Here is a 19,409-nt window from a genome sequence, read left to right as displayed (position 1 = left end):
AAGACAAGGGTGCTGTCCAAAATCACTGCCTTGACAATGGTTCAGTTCGTTAACAGGTTCGTCTTTGATAGAAATATAAACAACATTAAAATCAGCATTGTTTAAAATGCACAATGGGTTTTAGAAAATAATTCTGGAATAACGAGCACAGAAAGTTTTTCAAAAATTAAGTTTATAGGAGGAAGTTTAGAGCTAGTTAACAATGGAATACAAGACCTAAATGGATTTCTAAATTTAATAACTGTCGGTTCCGATTTAACCATTAGAAATAATGCACTTGAAAACATCGATGGCCTTCAAAACTTAAGTTCCATTGGAGGAAACTTTAATATAAATCAGTCTCAAATAATTAGTTTAGAAGCTTTCAATAACGTTACTTCTACTCTTAGCGGATTTATTTGGTTGGAAATGGAAAATCTTGAAAGTTTAAATGGACTACCTAGTATTGGATTAACAACAGAGTCTATAAAGATTTCACAAACAAAAGTTCAAAGCTTAGAAGCATTTTCTAATGTGCAGAATGTTGTCGGTTCATTAGAAGTAATCAATAATGACGATTTAGAAAGCTTAAATGGTTTTCAAAATATAAATTCTATACAAGGAATGTTAAGTATTAGAGGAAATGATTCTTTGCTGAATTTAGATAATATAAATAGTCTATCTATTTTAAATGGAGAATTAGACATTTTTGGAAACATCAATTTAGAAAACATCAATGGTTTGAATAACTTAAATTCAATTGGAGGAAATTTGAACATTAGTTTTAATGATGTTTTAACAAATTTAGATGGTCTTTCAAATATTGGTTCTACCGGAGGTCGTATAGAAATTGAAGGGAACACAAGTCTTATGGATTTTTGTGGATTGAATTCCCTATTTACTAATGGTGGAACATTTTTCGACATAAGCATAAATGCCTACAATCCAACCAAACAAAATTTCGCAGATGGAAATTGTAGTATATAAAATAAAAACTTTTGCTAACAATATGTATAGTTAATTGCTATGGTAAATATTTGTTTAACCCGTTGTGCATTTTAAATAATGCTGATTTTTATATTGTTGATATTTCTGTTGAATACCGTCTTATTGATGTATTGCACAATAGTCAGTGCCGATATTTTGGAAAGTACCCTTGTTTTAAACCTTTCGAAGGATTTGGCATAGTTTCTTCTTATCATGAATTGGTCACATAGTTGTGAGAACAAGGTCTGTATCCTTTTTCTCGATTTTTTATAAATATAGGGTTGGGCCTTGTAGCCTTCCCTTAAAATGTAGCCTTCACTTTCTATGAAAACATTGTCGATTGCCCTTCCCTTACCATCCATACTCAATCTGATATCGTTGGATAACACCAGAAATTGGCTCCCTTGATCGGTATTGACAATCTCTGGTCTCCCATGTATGGCGATAGCTTCTTCCAAAGTCTCTTTGCACCATTGGGCATCCATTGTATTGGAAACCGACCAATTCAATACGAATCTGCTATGCAGATCAATAATGGTGGCCAAATACATGAAGCCTTTGCGCATCGGTATATAGGTGATATCCATTGCCCATACTTGATTGGGCCTTTCCACTTTTAGATTACGCAAGAGATACGGATATATTTTATGTGCCTTGTTACGCCTTGAAGTATGCTTGCCGGGCATTATGGCATTGAGCCCCATAACTCTGTAATACAAGCGGTCTATCCTCTTTTGATTCACTTTGTAACCCTTGTCCATGGTCAGCCAAGTGTGCATGCGTTTGGCTCCTTTGAAATAGTGGTCGGCGTAATGCTCGTCCATCAAGCGCATCAGTTCTAGATTTAGCTCGCTCTCGCCCTTGGGCCTGTAATAAAAACCTGAACGGTGCAATTGTAAGAGCTTACTCTGCTTTACGATACTTAGGTCGGTATGATCCTTGCTTATCATCGGTCTTCTTTCTTTGAGTGATCTTAGCGCAAGGCGTTCTTTAAAAAATCAAGCTCCACTTTTTGTTTACCGATAACTTTAAGTAAACGGTCTTCTTTTTGTGCTGCTTCGCTCTTGGGGGATTTTGAACCCTTGGAGAACACCGTTTCCGCCTGTGATAGAAACTCGCGTTTCCATAGATTCACCTGTTGCGGCGATATCTCGAATCTTTGCGCTAGATCTTTAGCCGTTTCACGCTCTTTGAGTGCCTCCAAAACCACCTTGGTCTTGAATTTTGAAGTGAATTTTCTTCGTGTCATATCAGTAAATTTAAGTTTCTTTTTGTGAACTTAACTTACTGTCCCATTTTCAGGGGAATGCTCATTCATCGCTAAAATAACGGAAGCTTGGAGCCAAATGCACGATATAGAATTCAAATATATCCAACCGGGAAAACCAACACAAAATGCATTTATTGAAAGGTTCAATGGAAGTTACAGGCGGGGCGTACTGGACAAATACATTTTTGACGACCTGAACCAGGTCAGGGAGCAGACACACATCTGGATGCATGATTACAACCATTTCAGGCCACATGACGCATTGGGCAAAATGCCCCCTGTAAAGTACGCCGAAATTAATTCCATCGGGGCTAGCCCCGATGGAATTAAAAACAATATTTTTAAGGAAGTTTTAGAAAATTAGGCAGTTCTAATCAAGGGAAGCTTACAGGTAGCTGTTATAGAGCCATTGGAGTTATTAATCTGCACTGGACAATACTTGACCTAACAATTGTGTTTTAGTTTCTTTCCTACTATAATTTCTTTTTCAGCCATACCATGATTCAATTTAGAGCTTAATTTTATTTAGAAGATGTTTAGGAAAGCTGCCAAACATTTCATCATTTCTATTGTTGACCCATGAACAGTTAACATATTCATCTGATTCGATTGCGGTTACTTTCATTTTAGGACCTCCGGTAGTTAATCTTACAGTGTCACTAATATCGATAGCTTTCATCGTTTATTTAGACTTTTAAATAGGTTTGGTTTTAAAAAAAATGGTTCTAACATAATCATTAGCTATTAAATCATAACCATTCTTTTCTAACAACTCAGCTGCATTTGGTTTTGTTACCTCACATGTATTACTACAAATAAAACACACACCTGTATCTTGATAAGCAGAATTAATTTCATTGTGATTATTTTCTTTTAAGCAAGAATTACAAACAAGAAACTCATCCATCATAATAGCATCAAAAACAAATTTTTCCATCCTTTTTTTGAACTTAGAATGATTCTAATGGAAATGGTCATATTTAAGAATTCATTCAATATGGATTTCGGATAACAACTGTTCACCAAAGTAGACTTTTCCTTTTTTAAAATCTTTTTCAACATTAAAAGACAAACCTACTCTTCTAGAACTTAATTTTTTGTATCCATAGTAATATGTGATAGTTTTCGGTTTTTGCTTTTTGAATATAGTGGAATTTGGAGCAATGGAAATTTTTGCTTCACAATCCTTGTATCCTGATATGCTATAATCCTTGAAGGTATCTCTTATTTCCGGTTTGTATTTAAGTAGGTAAATTTGGTAATCTTTATCTATTAAGGACTCATGGAGAAGACGGGGAAATCCTTGGTACTCGGATAAATTCAAAAGCCTTATATCAATAGGTCTAAGCCTTTCTCTACGTTTTTCATCAAGCAAATAAAATTTATTTGGGTCAAGCCGTACTCTTTTCCGGGAGTTCGAATTTACTTTGAAAACCAGCCTTACTTTTTTTTGGTTGCTGTTAGCATATACACTGTAGTTCGTGGAATTAGTTGTTATTTTTGGTTCTTTTTTTGCCTTTATCAATTCAAAGCTGAAGTCATCACCGTAAACAACATTTGATTTTTGGCCAAAAGTTGTTTGCCCTAAAACAAGTACCATACAAACAAGAAATTTCATTATCATCGTTTATTTAGACATTAATTCAATACTTTATCCTCATTCTTGACCAAGAAATCAAAAGCCTTATTGACCAATTCGTTTAACTTCATCTTCTTTTTTTCCGCAATCATTGACAATTCTCTATGAATTTCATTTGAGGTACGAACGTTAAAGACCCCTTTAAAGAATTTATTGGGTTCCTTATCTATTTCTTTACATGTGGCCAGATAATCTTCAACCGAATCAATAAAGGCCTTATTCAATTCTTCAACAGATGTGCCTTCATATGTAACTAAATCGTTGACCCCGATAACTTTTCCGTACAGAACGCCGTCCTCTGAGCTGAAATCCACCGACCCTAAATAATCCTTGTGTTTTAAATAATCCGCCATAACTTCAATTTTTCTATAATCTGTTTTATTACATATTGCTTTACTATATTGCTCGGATGGGGCTTGTGCAAATTGATAATGTCTTTGTTGTCATTACAAAACTTTACCCTAGAGCCTCCTGTTTTCCCTTTTTTTGATATTTCAACAAATCCATAATGATTCAAAATTTTCACCAATTCGTTCCAAGTCAAATCCTTTGGATTACAACGGAACTTTAAAAGCAATTTTTCTATTTTGCTCATATTCAAAGATACAAAAACTGGATGTAACTAAAAAATAGTGGCATTTTTATTTTACTGTTTTTTAGGTATTTATATTTTTTTTTAGTTTAGTGCAACGTTTCCTATTGTCCCAATATCTTACCAGCAGACTTTTGGACTTGCAACAAAAAATTGGACTATTGGTTAAGAGCTATACCGCTGTTTTTTGGTTATACATTTCCGTTTCAAATTCCTCTATTGTTCTATAGTCCAAAGTAGAGTGTATCCTCTTTCTATTGTACCATGTCTCTATCCATTGGAATATGGACAGTTCCGCCTCGGACCTTAGCCTATAATCTTGATGGTACACCCATTCGACCTTTAAACTCTTGAAAAAAGATTCCGCCACTGCATTGTCCCGGCAATTTCCTTTCCTGCCCATGGACCGTACCACCGAGCCGTTATGGTCTTTAAGGATATTGGCAAAATCATGACCGGCATATTGTGAACCCCTGTCGGAATGGAATATCAATTCCTTTGTGATATTGTTCGACCTTATTGCCATTTTCCAAGCAGGGATTATGGTATCCGCCGTTTCCAAGGTCCTGCCCATTGACCACCCGACCACCTTGCGGTGGAACAGGTCCACGATGACCGTCGGGTACATCCAGAGCCCTCACCGGTCTCGATATAGGTGATGTCCGACACCCGGACCCGGTTCTGCGCCGATACCGTAAAGCCCCTGTCCAATATATTGGGGACCAATGGATAATCGTGCCTGCTGTCCGTTGTCACCTTGAATATTTTGCACATCTTCCCAACAGGAAATTTAAACCTGTGGTGTTTTATGAACCTATATTTTTCCTGTCGCCCTAGGAGAAGATGCTGATCGCCTTTTTTAAGATGTCCCGTTCAATCTCCATATCCCTTGACCTTTTCTTCAACTCGGCTATTTCCCGTTGCCCATCGGTCAGCTTTGGGTTCCCCTTGCTAGGGAAACTGTTCGGACCATACTTCTTGGCCTCCCGGCGCCATCGGCCAAGCACCGAAGGGTTCAGCCCCGGTTCCCTACAGACTTCGGCGGCATTGCCCCTTACACAACTCGGTTCAACTGCTTTTTGTTTGAATTCCGCAGTATACTCTCTTTTTGGTTTTGACATGTTTCTGATTTAATCTGAACAACAAACATGCTCTTTTCTAACTGTCCGGTCAAATGTAGTAAGTCCAATCGCAGAATAACAGCGGACACAGACCTATTAAACAATACTACCTTGGACTTTTCCCAAAGGTCTATCCATTATTAAAAATACTTACGATCAGTTTTTAAGTTCCCTTTTAACGAGCATTTCCAAATAGACAATGGTATTCAATAAATATTTGCGATCCATGGTAATGGTCGCCATGGTTATGGCACCCTGGATCATGGTAAAAAGTTGTTTTGAAAACTGAAGGGGGGTCACCGCAATTTTGAGTTCCCCAGTACTCACGCCAGTTTCAAGGACCAACGCGATCTTACCTTCGATCTCTTTAATGGTCTCTTTTACCGCAGCGGCCAATAAAACATTATTATGCTGCGCATCTACGCCCACATTTAAAATGGGGCACCCTCCCATACTTTGGGTAAACGTATCGTACCCTTTGTAAAATGCCAAAAGATCAAAGATTTTATCAAGGGCGGTTCCTCCGGTATGCAAGGTTTCGTCAATAGCGTGTAGCAAATGCCTGCTGTTGTGTTCAAAAGCGGACAGTGCCAGGGCTTCCTTGTTTTCAAAATTCCCGTATAATGCACCTTTGGTAAGCCCCGTTGCATCGGTCAAATCACTCATGCTAGTACCTATATAGCCGTGTTTGTTAAATACGGGGGCAACGGTTTCAATAATATAGGCAGTAGTTCTTTCAGCTTTGGTAGACATGCATGGCGGTTTTATGCGAATATAAAAAATCTATACTGTATGGTATATACTGTTACTAAAAAAAGCGTGCTTCATAGATTACGAAGCACGCTTTTTTAGGACCGCACTCATTTAAACCACTAGATCATTTTGGTTTCGGAACACCAAATTGTCATCAAATGCATCTAGCAGTACAATGCTATCTGCCTTGATTTCACCACTTAAAAGGGCTTTGGACATGGCATTCAGTACCTCTTTTTGAATGGTACGCTTTACGGGCCTGGCACCAAATTGTGGATCGTAACCTCTGTCTGCCAGATAGGAAATGGCTTCTTCTGTCGCATCCAGGGTAATTTGCCGTTTGCCCAACCTCCTTTTTAGGGCTTCCAGTTGTAATTTCACGATTTCCCTGATATCCTTTTTCTCCAGTGGGGTGAACATTACAATGTCATCAATCCTATTCAAGAATTCCGGTCGGATCATTTTCCTTAACAATCCCAACACCTCAATTTTGGCCGTTTCCATTGCACTGAAGGGGTCATTTGTGTTTTCAAATTGCTCCTGAATGATCTGGCTGCCCATATTACTGGTCATAATGATGATGGTATTCTTAAAATCAGCGACCCGCCCTTTATTGTCCGTCAGCCGGCCTTCGTCCAATACTTGTAAAAGAATATTGAACGTGTCTGGATGTGCTTTCTCGATCTCGTCCAAAAGCACGACCGAATAAGGTCGCCTTCTCACAGCCTCTGTCAATTGCCCTCCTTCATCATAACCTACGTATCCGGGAGGTGCCCCTACCAGCCTGCTTACGGAATGGCGTTCCTGATATTCGCTCATATCGATTCTGGTCATGGCATTTTCATCATCAAATAGGTATGCGGCCAGGGTTTTGGCCAATTCTGTCTTTCCCACTCCCGTGGTTCCCAGAAATAGAAAGGAACCAATGGGTTTTTTTATGTCCTGCAAACCGGCCCTGCTTCTCCGAATGGCATCGGAGACCGCCTGTATGGCTTCTTCTTGGCCTATCACTCTTTTGTGCAATACCGTTTCCAACTGTAATAATTTTTCACGTTCGCTCTGTAGCATTTTGGTAACGGGTATCCCTGTCCATTTGGCGACCACTTCGGCAATATCATCATTGGTCACTTCCTCTTTGATCAATGTTTCGTTGTGCTGTTGTTCCTGGAGTTTTTCCTGTAATTCGATCAGTTTTTCCTGGGCATCTTTTATTTTGCCGTACCGTAGTTCCGCTACTTTTCCATAATCCCCGTTTCGTTCAGCACGTTCGGCCTCGATCTTATAATTTTCAATATCTGTTTTCGTTTTTTGAATGTGGTCCACTACGGATTTCTCACGTTCCCATTGCGCATAAATCTCATTGCGTTCCTCTTTGATATTGGCCAGATCCATGTTCAGGACCTGAAGCTTTGCCTTGTCATTCTCCCGTTTTATGGCCTCGATCTCTATTTCCAACTGCATGATCTTACGATCCAGAACATCCAGTTCCTCGGGTTTGGAATTGATTTCCATTCTAAGTTTAGCGGCGGCTTCGTCCATTAAATCAATGGCTTTGTCCGGTAGAAACCTATTGGTTATATAGCGTTGTGATAATTCCACGGCCGCAATTACGGCCTCGTCCTTAATACGGACTTTATGATGTGTTTCATATTTTTCCTTGATTCCCCTCAAGATAGAAATGGCACTTTCCGTATCCGGTTGATCTACGACCACTTTCTGAAAACGCCTTTCCAGGGCTTTGTCCTTTTCAAAGTATTTTTGATATTCATCAAGGGTAGTGGCACCAATGGCCCTGAGTTCACCGCGCGCCAAAGCGGGTTTTAAGATGTTCGCCGCATCCATGGCCCCTTGACCGCCACCGGCCCCGACCAGGGTGTGTATCTCATCGATGAAAAGAACAATATCGCCATCTGAACCGGTTACTTCTTTAATGACCGATTTTAACCGTTCTTCAAATTCTCCCTTATATTTGGCTCCGGCTATAAGTGCCCCCATATCCAGGGAATAAATGGTCTTATCCTTTAGATTTTCCGGAATGTCCCCTTGAACGATACGATGTGCCAACCCTTCCGCAATAGCTGTTTTACCCACCCCGGGTTCCCCCACGAGCATGGGATTGTTTTTGGTCCTTCTGGATAAGATCTGTAATATCCGTCTTATTTCCTCGTCTCTTCCGATTACCGGATCCAATTTTCCGTTATCCGCCAGTTCGTTTAGGTTTTTGGCATATTTGTCCAAGGAATTATAGGTTTCTTCCGCACTTTGGGAGGTTACCTTACTTCCCTTTCTAAGCTCTTCGATTGCGGATTTCAAATCTTTTTCGGAAACTCCCTGATCCTTTAAAACCTGCGCAATCTTGCTTTTGGATTTGAAAATAGAAAGGAACAGATGTTCAATGGAAACATATTCATCGCCCATTTTTTTTGTCAAGACACTGGCTTCTGTAAGTGTTTTGCCCGCTTCTCTTGAAAGCATGATATCCGCACCTTCTACTTTTGGAAAAGAATTCATTTCCTTATCCAGAATCTGTACAATTAAATCGGCGTTAAGCCCTAATTTTTTTAAGATAAAAGGAACCACGTTTTCTTCCACGATGGTTATGGCCTTGAACAAATGTTCGTTCTCTATTTGCTGGTGGCCCATGGATTGGGCCATGACCTGAGCCTGTTGAACGGCTTCCTGTGATTTTATGGTAAAATTATTGAAGTTCATTTCTTATATATTTAATTTTTGCAACTATTTTTACCCAAGAATCACAACAACCCTACCAAGTGGATACAAACGACAAAATGGCGGAAAACCTGCTGTTTTTAGGGACAATACGTCAGTTTTGTAAGTTTTAATAGGGAAGTTGACCAACTACAAAAAATTGTATGGGATTATTTGATGGTATTTTTGGGGACAAGAACAAAAAAGAGCATAAAACGGAGTCTAAAATTCCCTGGATCGGTTTAACCGCTCGGGAACAATTGGATGAAATAACGGACAAGTCCAAAGAAAGGCCCCAATTGATATTTAAACATTCAACGACCTGTGGTATCAGCCGAATGGTCCTGAACATGTTTACATCCGGTTACGATTTGCAGGAGGGGCTCATGGACCTTTATTTTTTAGATCTTCATGCATACCGGGAAATATCCAACGCAATAGCTTCTAAATTCCAGGTAATGCACCAATCCCCGCAATTACTGATCATTAAGAACGGGGTAGTGGTCGCCCATGATTCGCATGGGGGTATTTCAGAAATGGAATTGGAAAAGTATATATAAAGTAAAAGCCCCATACTAATGGGGCTTTTACTATGAACTTGTTTGGACGAACGCTAATTGAAACGTTGTCTTCTCAAGATATTCTTCAGGTTGTTCTTAAGATCTTCACCGGCATCGTAGACCATTTGTTCATTACTGGGAAACGGGACCCTTGCAAGTTGCAATAAGGAAAGCAGGTCATTGTCCAATGCTCTTTTGTCCCCGTCATAATTGGCATAGCGGTGTTCAAATATAAACTCGCTGGCCAATGGGTACTGATTAATTTGCTGTTTCTTTTTTAAATCGGTAAAGTTTACCATACCACTTACCTGTGCGCTTTTAAACTGGGTAAATTGATAAAAATCACATCTCACGGTCTTGAACCGATCCACCTTTATCTTATTTCCCAGACTGTCCTTTATCATGTTCCCTTCCCGGTCCTTTACATATTTGTAACCGTCCTTGATCTGTTTTTCCTTACTGATCTGCTTTTCTTGGATTTGCTCGGGTGAAATATTGATATCCTCAAAAGAAACTTCCATCAAATAATCATAGCGTAGCTCTTTTATTTTGTTCGTATGGTATTCTGTCCACAAGTTGTTCAATCCGTAGGTATTCATGTTTAGCAGCTCTTCTTCCAATCTTGCGGGAACGATCTTATCCGTATTGTTCGTCATTTCAATGATTACAAAGTCAAGTCCTTTTTGGTAGGCTTCTTCCATTTTTTGAACCGCATCCTTATAATTCGGGTTTATTTCTTCCAGATATTTCAGGTCGTTATAGGCCTTGCGATAATCAGATTTGTAATTCGCTCTTTCGATTTGTGCCAGGGCATTGTTGTACAGATGGTCCGAGAGCTTGATTTTTGCACCGATCAGTGCTTCGTCATAATTTTTAAAACTAAATTGTGCCTGCCTGTTTTCTTCATAAATAGTAAGCGGTAATAAGGGCCTTATCTGGTTTTGAACGGACTTTAACCGCCCATAGGTCTCATATATTTCCTCATAATTGGCAGGATTCCCTTCTTTTTTTAAAAATTTGATGTGCTGCAACTCGCGCTCCGTATTTTTCCTAAAGGCTTCTTCCAACAATAGAATATAGGGCTGATTGCTTTTCTTGCCCTTATTTTCGGCAATCGTATTGATGGATTTTTGAATGGCGGCACCGTAATTACCGGAATTCAATGCTTCCTGTGTCTTCTTTACCCCGCTACATGAGCAGATGATAGCGAGTAGGCTTAAAAGTGAAATTTTTTTCATGGCTCAATGGTTTTATGGTTTCTAGGACTTTTTCAATAGCCGTGCCACATTTTGTTTTTCTATAACGTCCAAGGTCTTAAAATAGTGTAAGTACCTTCTAAAATGGTGGTTTACCAATTCGTTTATTTTATGGCATTGCGGGTGAACGGGTTTAAGATCGTTAACTTTTGTTTGATAAATAATTTAAGGATACCGCCAATTTTTAATCGATATCCAAGAGCTATATCGTATTTTTGCAGTTCACGAAATCATCATAAACTAATGCAAAGGGACCAGCGGATTTTTGAACTAATTGAAGAAGAAAGACAACGTCAGATCAACGGTATTGAATTAATTGCCTCGGAGAACTTTACCAGTCCACAGGTAATGGAGGCCGCAGGCTCCGTTTTGACCAATAAATATGCCGAAGGATACCCTGGCAAACGTTATTATGGTGGTTGTGAAGTTGTGGATCAGGTAGAACAGCTGGCCATAGATCGGGCCAAGGAATTATTTGGTGCCGAATATGCCAATGTTCAGCCACATTCCGGGTCGCAGGCCAATGCCTCGGTCTATCATGCCTGTCTTAAACCGGGAGACACCATCCTGGGCTTTGACCTGTCCCACGGGGGGCATCTTACCCATGGATCACCGGTCAATTTTTCGGGAAGATTGTACAATCCCGTGTTCTATGGTGTCGATGAGGCTACGGGAAGGTTAAATTATGACAAGATTCAGGAAATAGCGACCAAGGAACGCCCAAAATTGATTATAGCAGGTGCATCCGCTTATTCAAGGGATATGGATTTTAAACGTTTTCGTGAGATTGCCGATAGCGTAGATGCCCTGTTGGTGGCCGATATTTCGCATCCGGCCGGTTTGATCGCCAAAGGGTTGCTGAGCGACCCCGTTCCCCATTGTCATATAGTTACCACCACTACCCACAAAACATTAAGGGGACCCAGGGGCGGATTGATCTTAATGGGCAAGGACTTTGAAAACCCGTTCGGGATACGACTTAAGAACGGGAATTTAAGAAAGATGTCCGCTTTGTTGGATCTGGCCGTTTTTCCCGGAAACCAGGGAGGTCCTTTGGAACATATTATTGCGGCAAAGGCCGTCGCTTTTGGGGAAGCGCTTACAGAAGAGTTTTCGCATTATATGCTACAGGTGAAGAAAAATGCCGATGCCATGGCCAACGCCTTTGTAGCGTTGGATTATCATATTATTTCCGGAGGAACGGACAATCACATGATGTTGATCGATCTAAGGAACAAGGGTATTTCTGGAAAAGATGCAGAAAAAGCGTTGGTAAAGGCAGATATTACGGCCAATAAAAATATGGTGCCTTTTGATGACAAATCACCCTTTGTTACTTCGGGAATCCGGTTTGGTACGGCGGCGATCACTACAAGGGGCCTTGTTGAAGCGGATATGAAAACCATTGTATCCCTTATAGATAAGGTTATTAACGGACCAGAGGACGATGATATGATAGCGGACGTAAAACGGCAGGTGAACGAAATGATGGGACAACGGCCTATTTTTAACGACCTGATGTTAAGGGTCTAATAATCGTACAACATACATAAATCTAAATTCCCGGATAAGTAAACGTTTTTTTGAACGTCATAAATAAGAGCATCTTCCTGCGATTCCAAATATATTCCCCAATATTGAAAGTAACTGTCGGGAGAATTATAGATGCAGGGGTTCTTTGCATGTACTATATCATCTTCAATTGGATAATCTTCATATACCGGTAAGAAAATCTCATAGGGTTTTTCCGTAAGCCCTTTGGTGAGAAAGACATAGTGGTTTCCTATCTCGTTTAAAATAGCGTCTATCTGTTCCACAATACTTCTATTATATAACCTTTTGATGATGATATTGGTGTCATTTAAAGAGAGGGTAAGTTCCTCAATATCAAGAATTGGCCCGTTCTTTTCCTGTAAACTGTCAAAAGCGGATTTTAAAGGAGATGACCTGGTGCCATTGTACCCCCATCTTTCTTTGTTGAAATGGCCGAGCACTCCCAAAAGACCGATAGGACATTTCATATCCAGGGCGAAACTTATGGTTCCTTGCTTATTTACACAATTGCTAACGGTAACCTCGGAAATATAATACTGCTCAAGATACCTTAGAAAAACATCTAAATCTACAACATTTGAATTCTCCTTTACTCTTAATGAAGGGCGTTGTCTGAAATTACTACGATTGGTGTTCATACGTATGGGAAATTTTTACATTCCATACTTAAAGGTAGGACTAAACGATAATTTTAAGACTTAGGAAAACCTTAGAATTTCCGAGGATATTCTTATATTCTGCATATTAAAAATATAACCTCCTGTTTTACAGGTAGTTGTAATTTGATAAAATTAGGCTTAATCTGGGAATTATTCGATTTTTGTGCAAAGGTTTCTTGTTTATCCCTTTTTTAGAACGGTTTGGGCCGTCTTTTTGGACAGGCAGTTCAAGGTGAGGTAGATAAAAGTTCGGTTTGGGACCCGAGGCCAAAATAAATCCCGATAACTCCGGAGCACAACACCCTTATGGCCTACATTGGACCGTAGTCGGTTTCAGGAAATTTTTTATTTGCCCTTATAAGAATCCTCTTCTCTTGGCTTCTTCTATTAAAGCTATATCATTGCCGTTTTTTATACCAAAAATAGATTTAAGATGTCTTTTTCTGGTTTCCACGGTAGTATGGGCAACCGATACCAATGGGCCTATATCCCTTGTTTTTGTCCCTTTTGAGAGATAATACAGTATTTTTTCGTCCTGTTCGTCAATACTAACATCACTGGCCATCCTGCGTCTAATGGCTACCAGGGCATCTGCCGTATAATAGGGCGGTTTTTCCATGACCGTTTCTACCATGGCCTTTAATGAAAGTTCATCGATCTCGGATTTGACCATGTACCCCTCTGGATTTACTTTTTTGAAAATATTGTTGATCCTGTAATTATCACTATAAGAGGACATGAATACGATTTTGGTACCCGGCACTATCTTACGGGCCAAGATTGCCAGATCTACACCGCTTCTGGGATCTTTGGCATGGGCCGGGAATAATTGAATATCCAAAAGAATAATGGAATAGGGCAATGATTTGGAAGAAAATTCAATTTTCTCCTTTGCAATATCAAAATTCTTGGCTATTTCGACCCTGACATTAAAATTTTCGAATTCAGCGCCTTCAAGTATGTATTTATACCCTAGTGTGGTCATTTCATGGTCATCTACCGCCAATATCCTTACCGTTTTCATCCGTTCTCTTATTATCTGTTCAAAAATTAAAACCCTGCTCCCGATAACCATCGGGGTTCATTACGGTTACTTTAGCTTCCGTATATTCTCCCGGCTATCCAAATGATAAGGCTTTTTGGGTTGAATTAATACGGAACAACCGATTATCGTTTCATTACATTTTAAATTCAAAGCCTACTATGGGTTCTTGCATTTAAACGTTCTGTAATTCTTCTTTTGCGTCCATATCCCCGGAAACAGTATCCAGTTGTATAGGTATCCCCAATGTTATTTTTGTGCCTTTGCCCGGAGTACTGACCACCGACCAAGTCCCGTTAAGTTTTGAAACCCTGGAACTTATGTTCCGCATACCTATTCCTTTCTTTCCCTTGTTCGATTTAAACCCTTTACCGTCATCGTTCATGGTTACCAGAAAAATATCATCGTTCCTTTCAAAGTTAATAAAGAAATTCTCACATTCCGAATGTTTTATCGCATTTTGTATACTTTCTTGGATCATTCGGTACACATTTATCTTAATATCACCTTTTAAACTGTCCCAATCTTCCTCATCATCATACGTAAATATGGCATTTATCCGATTATTGGCTTCCGTAGTGTTCAATAAGGATTCAATGGAATGTATAAAGTTATTGATTTTTTGATATGCATTATGGCTTAGTTCATGTGAAATGGAACGCACTTCTCCCTCTACATTTTTTAAGGCCGCTATGGCCTCCAAACGTTCTTTTACGGAATCTTCGTCCGATCTTTTGTTCAACCCGGTCAACACCATACGTGCGCCCAACATCTTGCCCAGGACCCCGTCATGCAATTCTTCAGAAATTCTCTTTTGTTCCGAACGTTTTACCTCGTCCACTTTTTGTTTTTGGGACAACATTAAATTGAATATCTCCTGATTGTTGGCCTGTTGCTGCTGCTGATAAACCAATTTTTGATTTTTGGACCGTTGGCTAATGATTATATAAAGGGAAATACCCAAAAGCAAAAAAACCAGGGCAATGATCGTCCACATTTGTTTTTGTCTGGATAATAGAACCCTTTGTTGCTCCAATTGCACATTTTCGGCTATAAACTCGTCCGTTTCAAACCGGATACGGGCAAATTTGTTCCTGGCCTGTCGTTCCTCTTTTTGCAGGCTATCGTTTAATCGGATATATCTTTGGGCATATGAGGAAGCATGGGTATCGTCTATTTTTGATAAAAAAGCTAAGGTTTCTAGCATTTGCTCATTGTTACTGCTTTCCCGGGCAAGGGCTATAGCATTTTTGGAAGCAACTATACTTGCAACAGTGTCTTTTCTTAACAATTGGTATTCGGCCAGGTTTGCGTAGGACGATGCTAAACTTCTGGCATCGTTTAAACTGTCTTTCATCTGGATAGACCTTATGATAAGGGCATAGGTACCTATGGTGTCCATTAATTTTACCTTACACAAAGCCAAACTATTTAATGCCTTTGCATATAAAATGGGGTCTTTTTGTTTAAGACTGTCCCGTTTTAATACCTCCTTAAACTTTTGGATCGCCCGGGTATAATCTTTTTTATCCCTGTACACAATGCCCACATTATTGATGTTGCCCGCCAGTAACAGTTTGGGGTTGTCCATTTTGCTCAGATAAAAAAGAGCTTCCTCATAATATTGGAGTGCCAGCTCGTGCTCTCCCAAAGCGTTGGAACTAATACCTAAGTTATTATAGCAATTGTACAGTTGTCTGTATTTTTTTAAGGGCTTTAACCGTTCGATCGCGGAGATGGTGGTGGTTTCACTACCAATATAGTCCTTAACATCGGCTTGCTGCTTGGCCATATTGTACAGCATTCTCCCGGAATAGTACATATTGTCCTGATCTTCATATATTTTTTGGGATTCCGAAAAACTATAATAGGCACTGTCCTTTATCATTTTTCTACTAAAAAAAGAACCCAGGTCCCAATAGGCTTCGGCAGTTTTAAGGGAATCCCCCAATTTTAGGGAATTCGCTATGGCCGCCTTGTTTACCCTGCGGAACAAAACGGAATCTTCCATGCTCAACAGCGCGTAGGAGAGTATGGAAAGGTATCTTGTGCGCAATGAGTCGTTATCGATACCATGGAGCTTACCGTAGGCCCTGCGCAAGAACTGTAGTTCTTTGGTTTTGGTAATGGACTTGCTCTTGCTCTTTCTTATAAAAAAGAGGACACTATCCGTTTTTACCTGTGCTGTATTGCCCTGGATAGCATAAACTTTTGGGGTACCCAAAACCAGGTATAAAACCGCTATTAAGGGCATGAAATTTTTAAACATGGGGAATTGGAAGGTCATTATGTACCACAAGATATAAAAAAAGCCCTGAACAACAGTTCAGGGCCTTTTAGAAACTATATATTTTGTATGGATCAACCCCAGGGATCTTCTCTTTCATCAACTTTGGAATCGCAATCGCCACAGGCTATCATATTACTCAATTCATTTAAATCATCAAATTCATGGGCGGTATTTTCAATTACATACGTTGTTAAACCCAATGCCATTAGTGCTACTGCGAAAATACTTGCTACTTTTTTCATTTTATTTGAATTTTTAGTTAGAACATTATTATACTACCAAGGTAATAAGGTTCTTAGGGGGCATAAAGGAATTACAGGCAACCTTAGTAAAAGGCAGGCTTCTGTGAGTAAACGGTCCGTTTTTGAGAGGATTCTTTAATTTAGGGCGGATACGCTGTTCCTGGACAGTGCCTTTTTAAGGCAGTCCATATTTTCGCGGTAGGATTTTGAGAAGGGAAGTTGCTTGTTCATCATTTTGAGGGCGCAAATAGATTTCCCGAAATTGATCCTGGAAATGTAATCCGTATTTACAATGTAACTTTGATGGATACGTACAAAATTGTACGGCAATTGGTTTTCGAATGTTTTTAATGTTTTGTAGGCATTGGTGATCGAACCGTCCTTTAGGTAAAATTCCGTGGAGTTATTATCGGCCTGGAGGTAGAGTATGTCCCGGGTATCTATATAATGGAAATCTTTATAGGATTTTAGGCAAATGGTACTGGGAATCAAATCTTTAGGTTCCATTTTCCTTATTTTTAATAAGGATTTTCGAATATCGAATTCATTGTAGGGTTGTAACCAATAATCGAAAAAATTATTTTTAATGGCATCATAGGCATATTCCCTGGTCTTTGAAACACCTATGATCAGCGGGATATTGTCTAGATATTGATGCAGCTCAACCACCATATGAAATAGGGAAGGTGCCTGTTCGTTAAGGTTTACAAAAACAATGTTCGGACAAAGTTTTAGGATACTGTTGAGACCATCGGAAGGTTTTTTTGTGAGACCTAGGCATTTAAAGTCCTCATACTCTTCCATAAAGGAACGTAATTGCAGATTGGAAACGGCATCTGAATCTATGATGGTATAGGAGTATTCCAAAATTCTAGTGTTCTAGTGGCAAGTTACTAAGAGCAAGGGAAAACGGGACTTAGGAAAACCTTATAAAAAAAGAGGATGTTATTATAAAATGCTCAAAATCAATAGTTTTGAAGGTTTTTTCCTTCAAAATAGCATAGCAGTTATTCAATTAAAGATCAAATCCTTATCATTTTGATGGAGTTGCCATTGATCTTAATGCCTTTTTGATTTTCTAAATTATCGGATCATTGATCGGATAGGTCATTGTGATACGCGACCAAACGATGTCGATAATTTGTGGTTTTGGGATTCTTTACGGTTGGCCGGATTTTAATCCATGCCGTTTTGGTCCTTTGCCCGGGCCTGAAAGGCTCCTAGGTCCGGTGTTTCGCTCCGATCCTTTCCCAGAATATCCAACGGGGCCTCTGCCGCAATTTCCGGATCTCCGGCATGGACCGCTGCGGATTCCAACGAAATGCCAAAATCATTTTGATCGGGATCAAAAAAATCCGCTTCGCCATTGCGTATAATATCGCTATATGCTGCATTCGTTTCAAAATCATACAGGGAATCTTCGGAAAACCTGTCTTGGGTATCGTTGAACTTGATCATGCAATTGGAAAAATTAAAATGGAACGCATTTTCCTCATTTGCCCGTAACAGGAGTTCCAATGCATTATTGCCATCGATTATACAGTTCTTAAAATCCGCTTTAATAAGGTCAAAGGAATTTTCGGTGGCCCCGGCGGTCTCCTTAAAATTATCGATCACCAAAGCTGGCACGTTCCTAAAACCCTTGTTCCAATAATTGGCGATCGTAGTATGGACAAAGGAATAGTTTCCTCCCCAATTGCAGTATAGCGAAGCACTTCCGGCAGATCCGAGTACAATATTCTTTGCCGTTATAAAGGCATTCCGCCCCCAGATATTGTAATGTAGGCTATTGTGAACCTGACTGTTCGTTATGGTCAATGTAGGGACCGTAAGGGTGTTATCGCCTTCTACATAAAGTCCCATGCTTGCATTTTTAATGGTCAGGTAATTTATGGTGTTCCCGGTACTGCCTCCCTGTATGTATATGGAACTCCATTGCCCTGGAAGATCGGAGAAGGCCGGTTCCAAACGGTCTCCCTCAAAGATGACTTCCCGTTCCAAAAGTTTCGGGTCTTCGCTCAATGCCCCGTTCACGGACAAGGTTGCCCCATTTTTGACCAGAATTCCGGAATCTTTATGAAAATGTACCCTGGCCCCGGCATCTATAATCAGTTCCTTACCTTCTGGTACCACGCCATAACCATAGATGACATACGGTTTTTCATTGGAAAAACGAAGCTGGTCATCCGCAAATCCGAATCCTTGTACCTCTATTTCGTTTCCATCTTCGTCCGTTGTCAAGACCACGGTTTCCCTGGCACCGTCAGGATTTGTGGAAGGGTACATAAAAATGGCATCCCGTACCAGGGTCACCAACTCCACTTCTTGTCGATTTTCTCCCGAATCGAACAATATGGCATCCGTATATAGAATGGAAACCTCATTATTGGTCGGATCCAGATCAACGGTCGTCTCTATAAAGATAAAAAGGCTATCCTCTGCATAAACGGGTATATTTTGAAAGGATTTCCCGGCGGCACCATCCACATTTAATCGGTACCCGCTGGCCACACCGTTTCGCAATTGTACGGAGGGGATAAGGATGTCCTCCTGCGATCTATTATATACTTTTAGGGAATAGGTACTGCTGCCGATGGAACTGAAAATGGTATCCAGGTAAACCGTGTCCTTTGAGAAGAAAAGATTTCCGGCACTTGGTGCATATTCAAAGTCTTTTCTACAGGAGCCCGCCCAAAGCACGGAAAGTATAAGAAATAAAAAAATTGGAACTCTCAAAGCCATATTTTTTATTGTAC

18 protein-coding genes and 5 pseudogenes are annotated in these 19,409 nt (G+C 39.8%); 5 read left to right on the top strand and 18 right to left on the bottom strand.

Going from position 1 to position 19,409, the window contains the following annotated elements; genetic code table 11:
- Positions 1-105 (top strand): annotated as a pseudogene (locus ACKWB9_RS13040) (IS982 family transposase); the annotation flags it as partial.
- A gap of 303 nt (positions 106-408) precedes the next feature.
- Positions 409-966, top strand: coding sequence for a hypothetical protein (locus tag ACKWB9_RS13035; RefSeq protein ID WP_414003460.1), 558 nt, complete (start codon positions 409-411; stop codon positions 964-966).
- 71 nt (positions 967-1,037) lie between these two features.
- Here ACKWB9_RS13035 and ACKWB9_RS13030 read toward each other — a convergent pair.
- The 3 genes and pseudogenes from ACKWB9_RS13030 to ACKWB9_RS13020 all read right to left on the bottom strand — a co-directional run.
- Positions 1,038-1,244, bottom strand: a pseudogene (locus ACKWB9_RS13030) (IS982 family transposase); the annotation flags it as partial.
- 48 nt (positions 1,245-1,292) lie between these two features.
- Positions 1,293-1,922: pseudogene (locus ACKWB9_RS13025) on the bottom strand (IS3 family transposase); the annotation flags it as partial.
- Positions 1,923-1,939: 17 nt separating this feature from the next.
- Complete coding sequence (locus tag ACKWB9_RS13020; RefSeq protein ID WP_414003459.1) at positions 1,940-2,215, bottom strand: transposase; 276 nt, start codon at positions 2,213-2,215, stop codon at positions 1,940-1,942.
- A 64-nt stretch (positions 2,216-2,279) separates the two neighbouring features.
- Here ACKWB9_RS13020 and ACKWB9_RS13015 point away from each other — a divergent pair.
- A pseudogene (locus ACKWB9_RS13015) lies at positions 2,280-2,600 on the top strand (integrase core domain-containing protein); the annotation flags it as partial.
- A 144-nt stretch (positions 2,601-2,744) separates the two neighbouring features.
- Here the strand turns inward: ACKWB9_RS13015 and ACKWB9_RS13010 are convergent.
- The 8 genes and pseudogenes from ACKWB9_RS13010 to clpB form a co-directional block, all read right to left on the bottom strand.
- Positions 2,745-2,915 carry a DUF2158 domain-containing protein gene (locus tag ACKWB9_RS13010; protein WP_414003458.1) on the bottom strand — a complete coding sequence of 57 codons (171 nt, stop codon included), beginning with the start codon at positions 2,913-2,915 and terminating at the stop codon, positions 2,745-2,747.
- Between the two features lie 15 nt (positions 2,916-2,930).
- Entirely contained in the window at positions 2,931-3,173 is a 243-nt protein-coding gene (locus ACKWB9_RS13005) for a hypothetical protein (RefSeq protein ID WP_414003457.1), read from the bottom strand.
- Positions 3,174-3,224: 51 nt separating this feature from the next.
- Positions 3,225-3,854, bottom strand: coding sequence for a hypothetical protein (locus ACKWB9_RS13000; RefSeq protein ID WP_414003456.1), 630 nt, complete (start codon positions 3,852-3,854; stop codon positions 3,225-3,227).
- Between the two features lie 20 nt (positions 3,855-3,874).
- Positions 3,875-4,228 carry a type II toxin-antitoxin system HicB family antitoxin gene (locus ACKWB9_RS12995; protein WP_414003455.1) on the bottom strand — a complete coding sequence of 118 codons (354 nt, stop codon included), beginning with the start codon at positions 4,226-4,228 and terminating at the stop codon, positions 3,875-3,877.
- Positions 4,213-4,470, bottom strand: a complete 258-nt coding sequence (locus ACKWB9_RS12990) for a type II toxin-antitoxin system HicA family toxin (RefSeq protein ID WP_414003454.1) — start codon at positions 4,468-4,470, stop codon at positions 4,213-4,215. Before ACKWB9_RS12990 ends, ACKWB9_RS12995 begins: the two co-directional genes overlap by 16 nt.
- A gap of 169 nt (positions 4,471-4,639) precedes the next feature.
- Positions 4,640-5,588 (bottom strand): annotated as a pseudogene (locus tag ACKWB9_RS12985) (IS3 family transposase).
- A gap of 156 nt (positions 5,589-5,744) precedes the next feature.
- Positions 5,745-6,341 (bottom strand): TetR family transcriptional regulator C-terminal domain-containing protein, encoded by a 597-nt coding sequence (locus ACKWB9_RS12980; protein ID WP_414003453.1) that lies wholly within the window; start codon positions 6,339-6,341, stop codon positions 5,745-5,747.
- Positions 6,342-6,452: 111 nt separating this feature from the next.
- Positions 6,453-9,053, bottom strand: coding sequence for an ATP-dependent chaperone ClpB (gene clpB / locus ACKWB9_RS12975; protein WP_414003452.1), 2,601 nt, complete (start codon positions 9,051-9,053; stop codon positions 6,453-6,455).
- A gap of 161 nt (positions 9,054-9,214) precedes the next feature.
- Here clpB and ytxJ point away from each other — a divergent pair, with 161 nt between their 5' ends.
- Positions 9,215-9,610 (top strand): bacillithiol system redox-active protein YtxJ, encoded by a 396-nt coding sequence (gene ytxJ / locus ACKWB9_RS12970; RefSeq protein WP_414003451.1) that lies wholly within the window; start codon positions 9,215-9,217, stop codon positions 9,608-9,610.
- A 53-nt stretch (positions 9,611-9,663) separates the two neighbouring features.
- Here ytxJ and ACKWB9_RS12965 read toward each other — a convergent pair whose 3' ends face one another.
- Positions 9,664-10,848 carry a hypothetical protein gene (locus ACKWB9_RS12965; RefSeq protein ID WP_414003450.1) on the bottom strand — a complete coding sequence of 395 codons (1,185 nt, stop codon included), beginning with the start codon at positions 10,846-10,848 and terminating at the stop codon, positions 9,664-9,666.
- Positions 10,849-11,109: 261 nt separating this feature from the next.
- Between ACKWB9_RS12965 and glyA the strand changes: the two genes are divergently transcribed.
- Positions 11,110-12,399 (top strand): serine hydroxymethyltransferase, encoded by a 1,290-nt coding sequence (gene glyA, locus ACKWB9_RS12960; RefSeq protein WP_414003449.1) that lies wholly within the window; start codon positions 11,110-11,112, stop codon positions 12,397-12,399.
- Here glyA and ACKWB9_RS12955 read toward each other — a convergent pair.
- From ACKWB9_RS12955 to ACKWB9_RS12930, 6 genes are all read right to left on the bottom strand, one after another.
- The gene (locus tag ACKWB9_RS12955; protein WP_414003448.1) at positions 12,396-13,058 is read right to left on the bottom strand and encodes a hypothetical protein; all 663 of its coding nucleotides are present in this window, start codon (positions 13,056-13,058) and stop codon (positions 12,396-12,398) included. The genes glyA and ACKWB9_RS12955 overlap by 4 nt on opposite strands.
- Positions 13,059-13,434: 376 nt before the next feature.
- Entirely contained in the window at positions 13,435-14,103 is a 669-nt protein-coding gene (locus ACKWB9_RS12950; RefSeq protein ID WP_414003447.1) for a response regulator, read from the bottom strand.
- Between the two features lie 193 nt (positions 14,104-14,296).
- A complete protein-coding gene (locus tag ACKWB9_RS12945; RefSeq protein WP_414003446.1) occupies positions 14,297-16,375 on the bottom strand; it encodes a tetratricopeptide repeat-containing sensor histidine kinase in 2,079 nt (692 codons plus the stop codon).
- Positions 16,376-16,482: 107 nt separating this feature from the next.
- Positions 16,483-16,653, bottom strand: coding sequence for a hypothetical protein (locus ACKWB9_RS12940; protein WP_414003445.1), 171 nt, complete (start codon positions 16,651-16,653; stop codon positions 16,483-16,485).
- A 135-nt stretch (positions 16,654-16,788) separates the two neighbouring features.
- Positions 16,789-17,520: a LytR/AlgR family response regulator transcription factor gene (locus ACKWB9_RS12935; RefSeq protein ID WP_414003444.1), complete on the bottom strand. Its 732-nt coding sequence runs from the start codon at positions 17,518-17,520 to the stop codon at positions 16,789-16,791.
- A gap of 309 nt (positions 17,521-17,829) precedes the next feature.
- Entirely contained in the window at positions 17,830-19,395 is a 1,566-nt protein-coding gene (locus ACKWB9_RS12930) for a hypothetical protein (protein WP_414003443.1), read from the bottom strand.
- Positions 19,396-19,409 lie beyond the last annotated feature (14 nt).

The organism is Maribacter spongiae (assembly GCF_047345125.1).
Classification (GTDB): Bacteria; Bacteroidota; Bacteroidia; order Flavobacteriales; family Flavobacteriaceae; genus Maribacter.
Note: the sequence above shows the minus strand (reverse complement) of the source record. Positions and strands in the feature narration are given on the sequence as shown.

Coding starts and splice junctions, on each gene's coding strand:
- ACKWB9_RS12965 (WP_414003450.1), bottom strand. CDS start 10,848: ATGAAAAAAATTTCACTTTTAAGCCTACTCGCTATCATCTGCTCATGT.
- ACKWB9_RS12945 (WP_414003446.1), bottom strand. CDS start 16,375: ATGCCCTTAATAGCGGTTTTATACCTGGTTTTGGGTACCCCAAAAGTT.
- clpB (WP_414003452.1), bottom strand. CDS start 9,053: ATGAACTTCAATAATTTTACCATAAAATCACAGGAAGCCGTTCAACAG.
- ACKWB9_RS13005 (WP_414003457.1), bottom strand. CDS start 3,173: ATGGAAAAATTTGTTTTTGATGCTATTATGATGGATGAGTTTCTTGTT.
- glyA (WP_414003449.1), top strand. CDS start 11,110: ATGCAAAGGGACCAGCGGATTTTTGAACTAATTGAAGAAGAAAGACAA.
- ACKWB9_RS12990 (WP_414003454.1), bottom strand. CDS start 4,470: ATGAGCAAAATAGAAAAATTGCTTTTAAAGTTCCGTTGTAATCCAAAG.
- ACKWB9_RS12930 (WP_414003443.1), bottom strand. CDS start 19,395: ATGGCTTTGAGAGTTCCAATTTTTTTATTTCTTATACTTTCCGTGCTT.
- ACKWB9_RS12950 (WP_414003447.1), bottom strand. CDS start 14,103: ATGAAAACGGTAAGGATATTGGCGGTAGATGACCATGAAATGACCACA.
- ACKWB9_RS12980 (WP_414003453.1), bottom strand. CDS start 6,341: ATGTCTACCAAAGCTGAAAGAACTACTGCCTATATTATTGAAACCGTT.
- ACKWB9_RS13000 (WP_414003456.1), bottom strand. CDS start 3,854: ATGAAATTTCTTGTTTGTATGGTACTTGTTTTAGGGCAAACAACTTTT.
- ACKWB9_RS12940 (WP_414003445.1), bottom strand. CDS start 16,653: ATGAAAAAAGTAGCAAGTATTTTCGCAGTAGCACTAATGGCATTGGGT.
- ACKWB9_RS12995 (WP_414003455.1), bottom strand. CDS start 4,228: ATGGCGGATTATTTAAAACACAAGGATTATTTAGGGTCGGTGGATTTC.
- ytxJ (WP_414003451.1), top strand. CDS start 9,215: ATGGGATTATTTGATGGTATTTTTGGGGACAAGAACAAAAAAGAGCAT.
- ACKWB9_RS13035 (WP_414003460.1), top strand. CDS start 409: ATGGAAAATCTTGAAAGTTTAAATGGACTACCTAGTATTGGATTAACA.
- ACKWB9_RS13010 (WP_414003458.1), bottom strand. CDS start 2,915: ATGAAAGCTATCGATATTAGTGACACTGTAAGATTAACTACCGGAGGT.
- ACKWB9_RS12955 (WP_414003448.1), bottom strand. CDS start 13,058: ATGAACACCAATCGTAGTAATTTCAGACAACGCCCTTCATTAAGAGTA.
- ACKWB9_RS13020 (WP_414003459.1), bottom strand. CDS start 2,215: ATGACACGAAGAAAATTCACTTCAAAATTCAAGACCAAGGTGGTTTTG.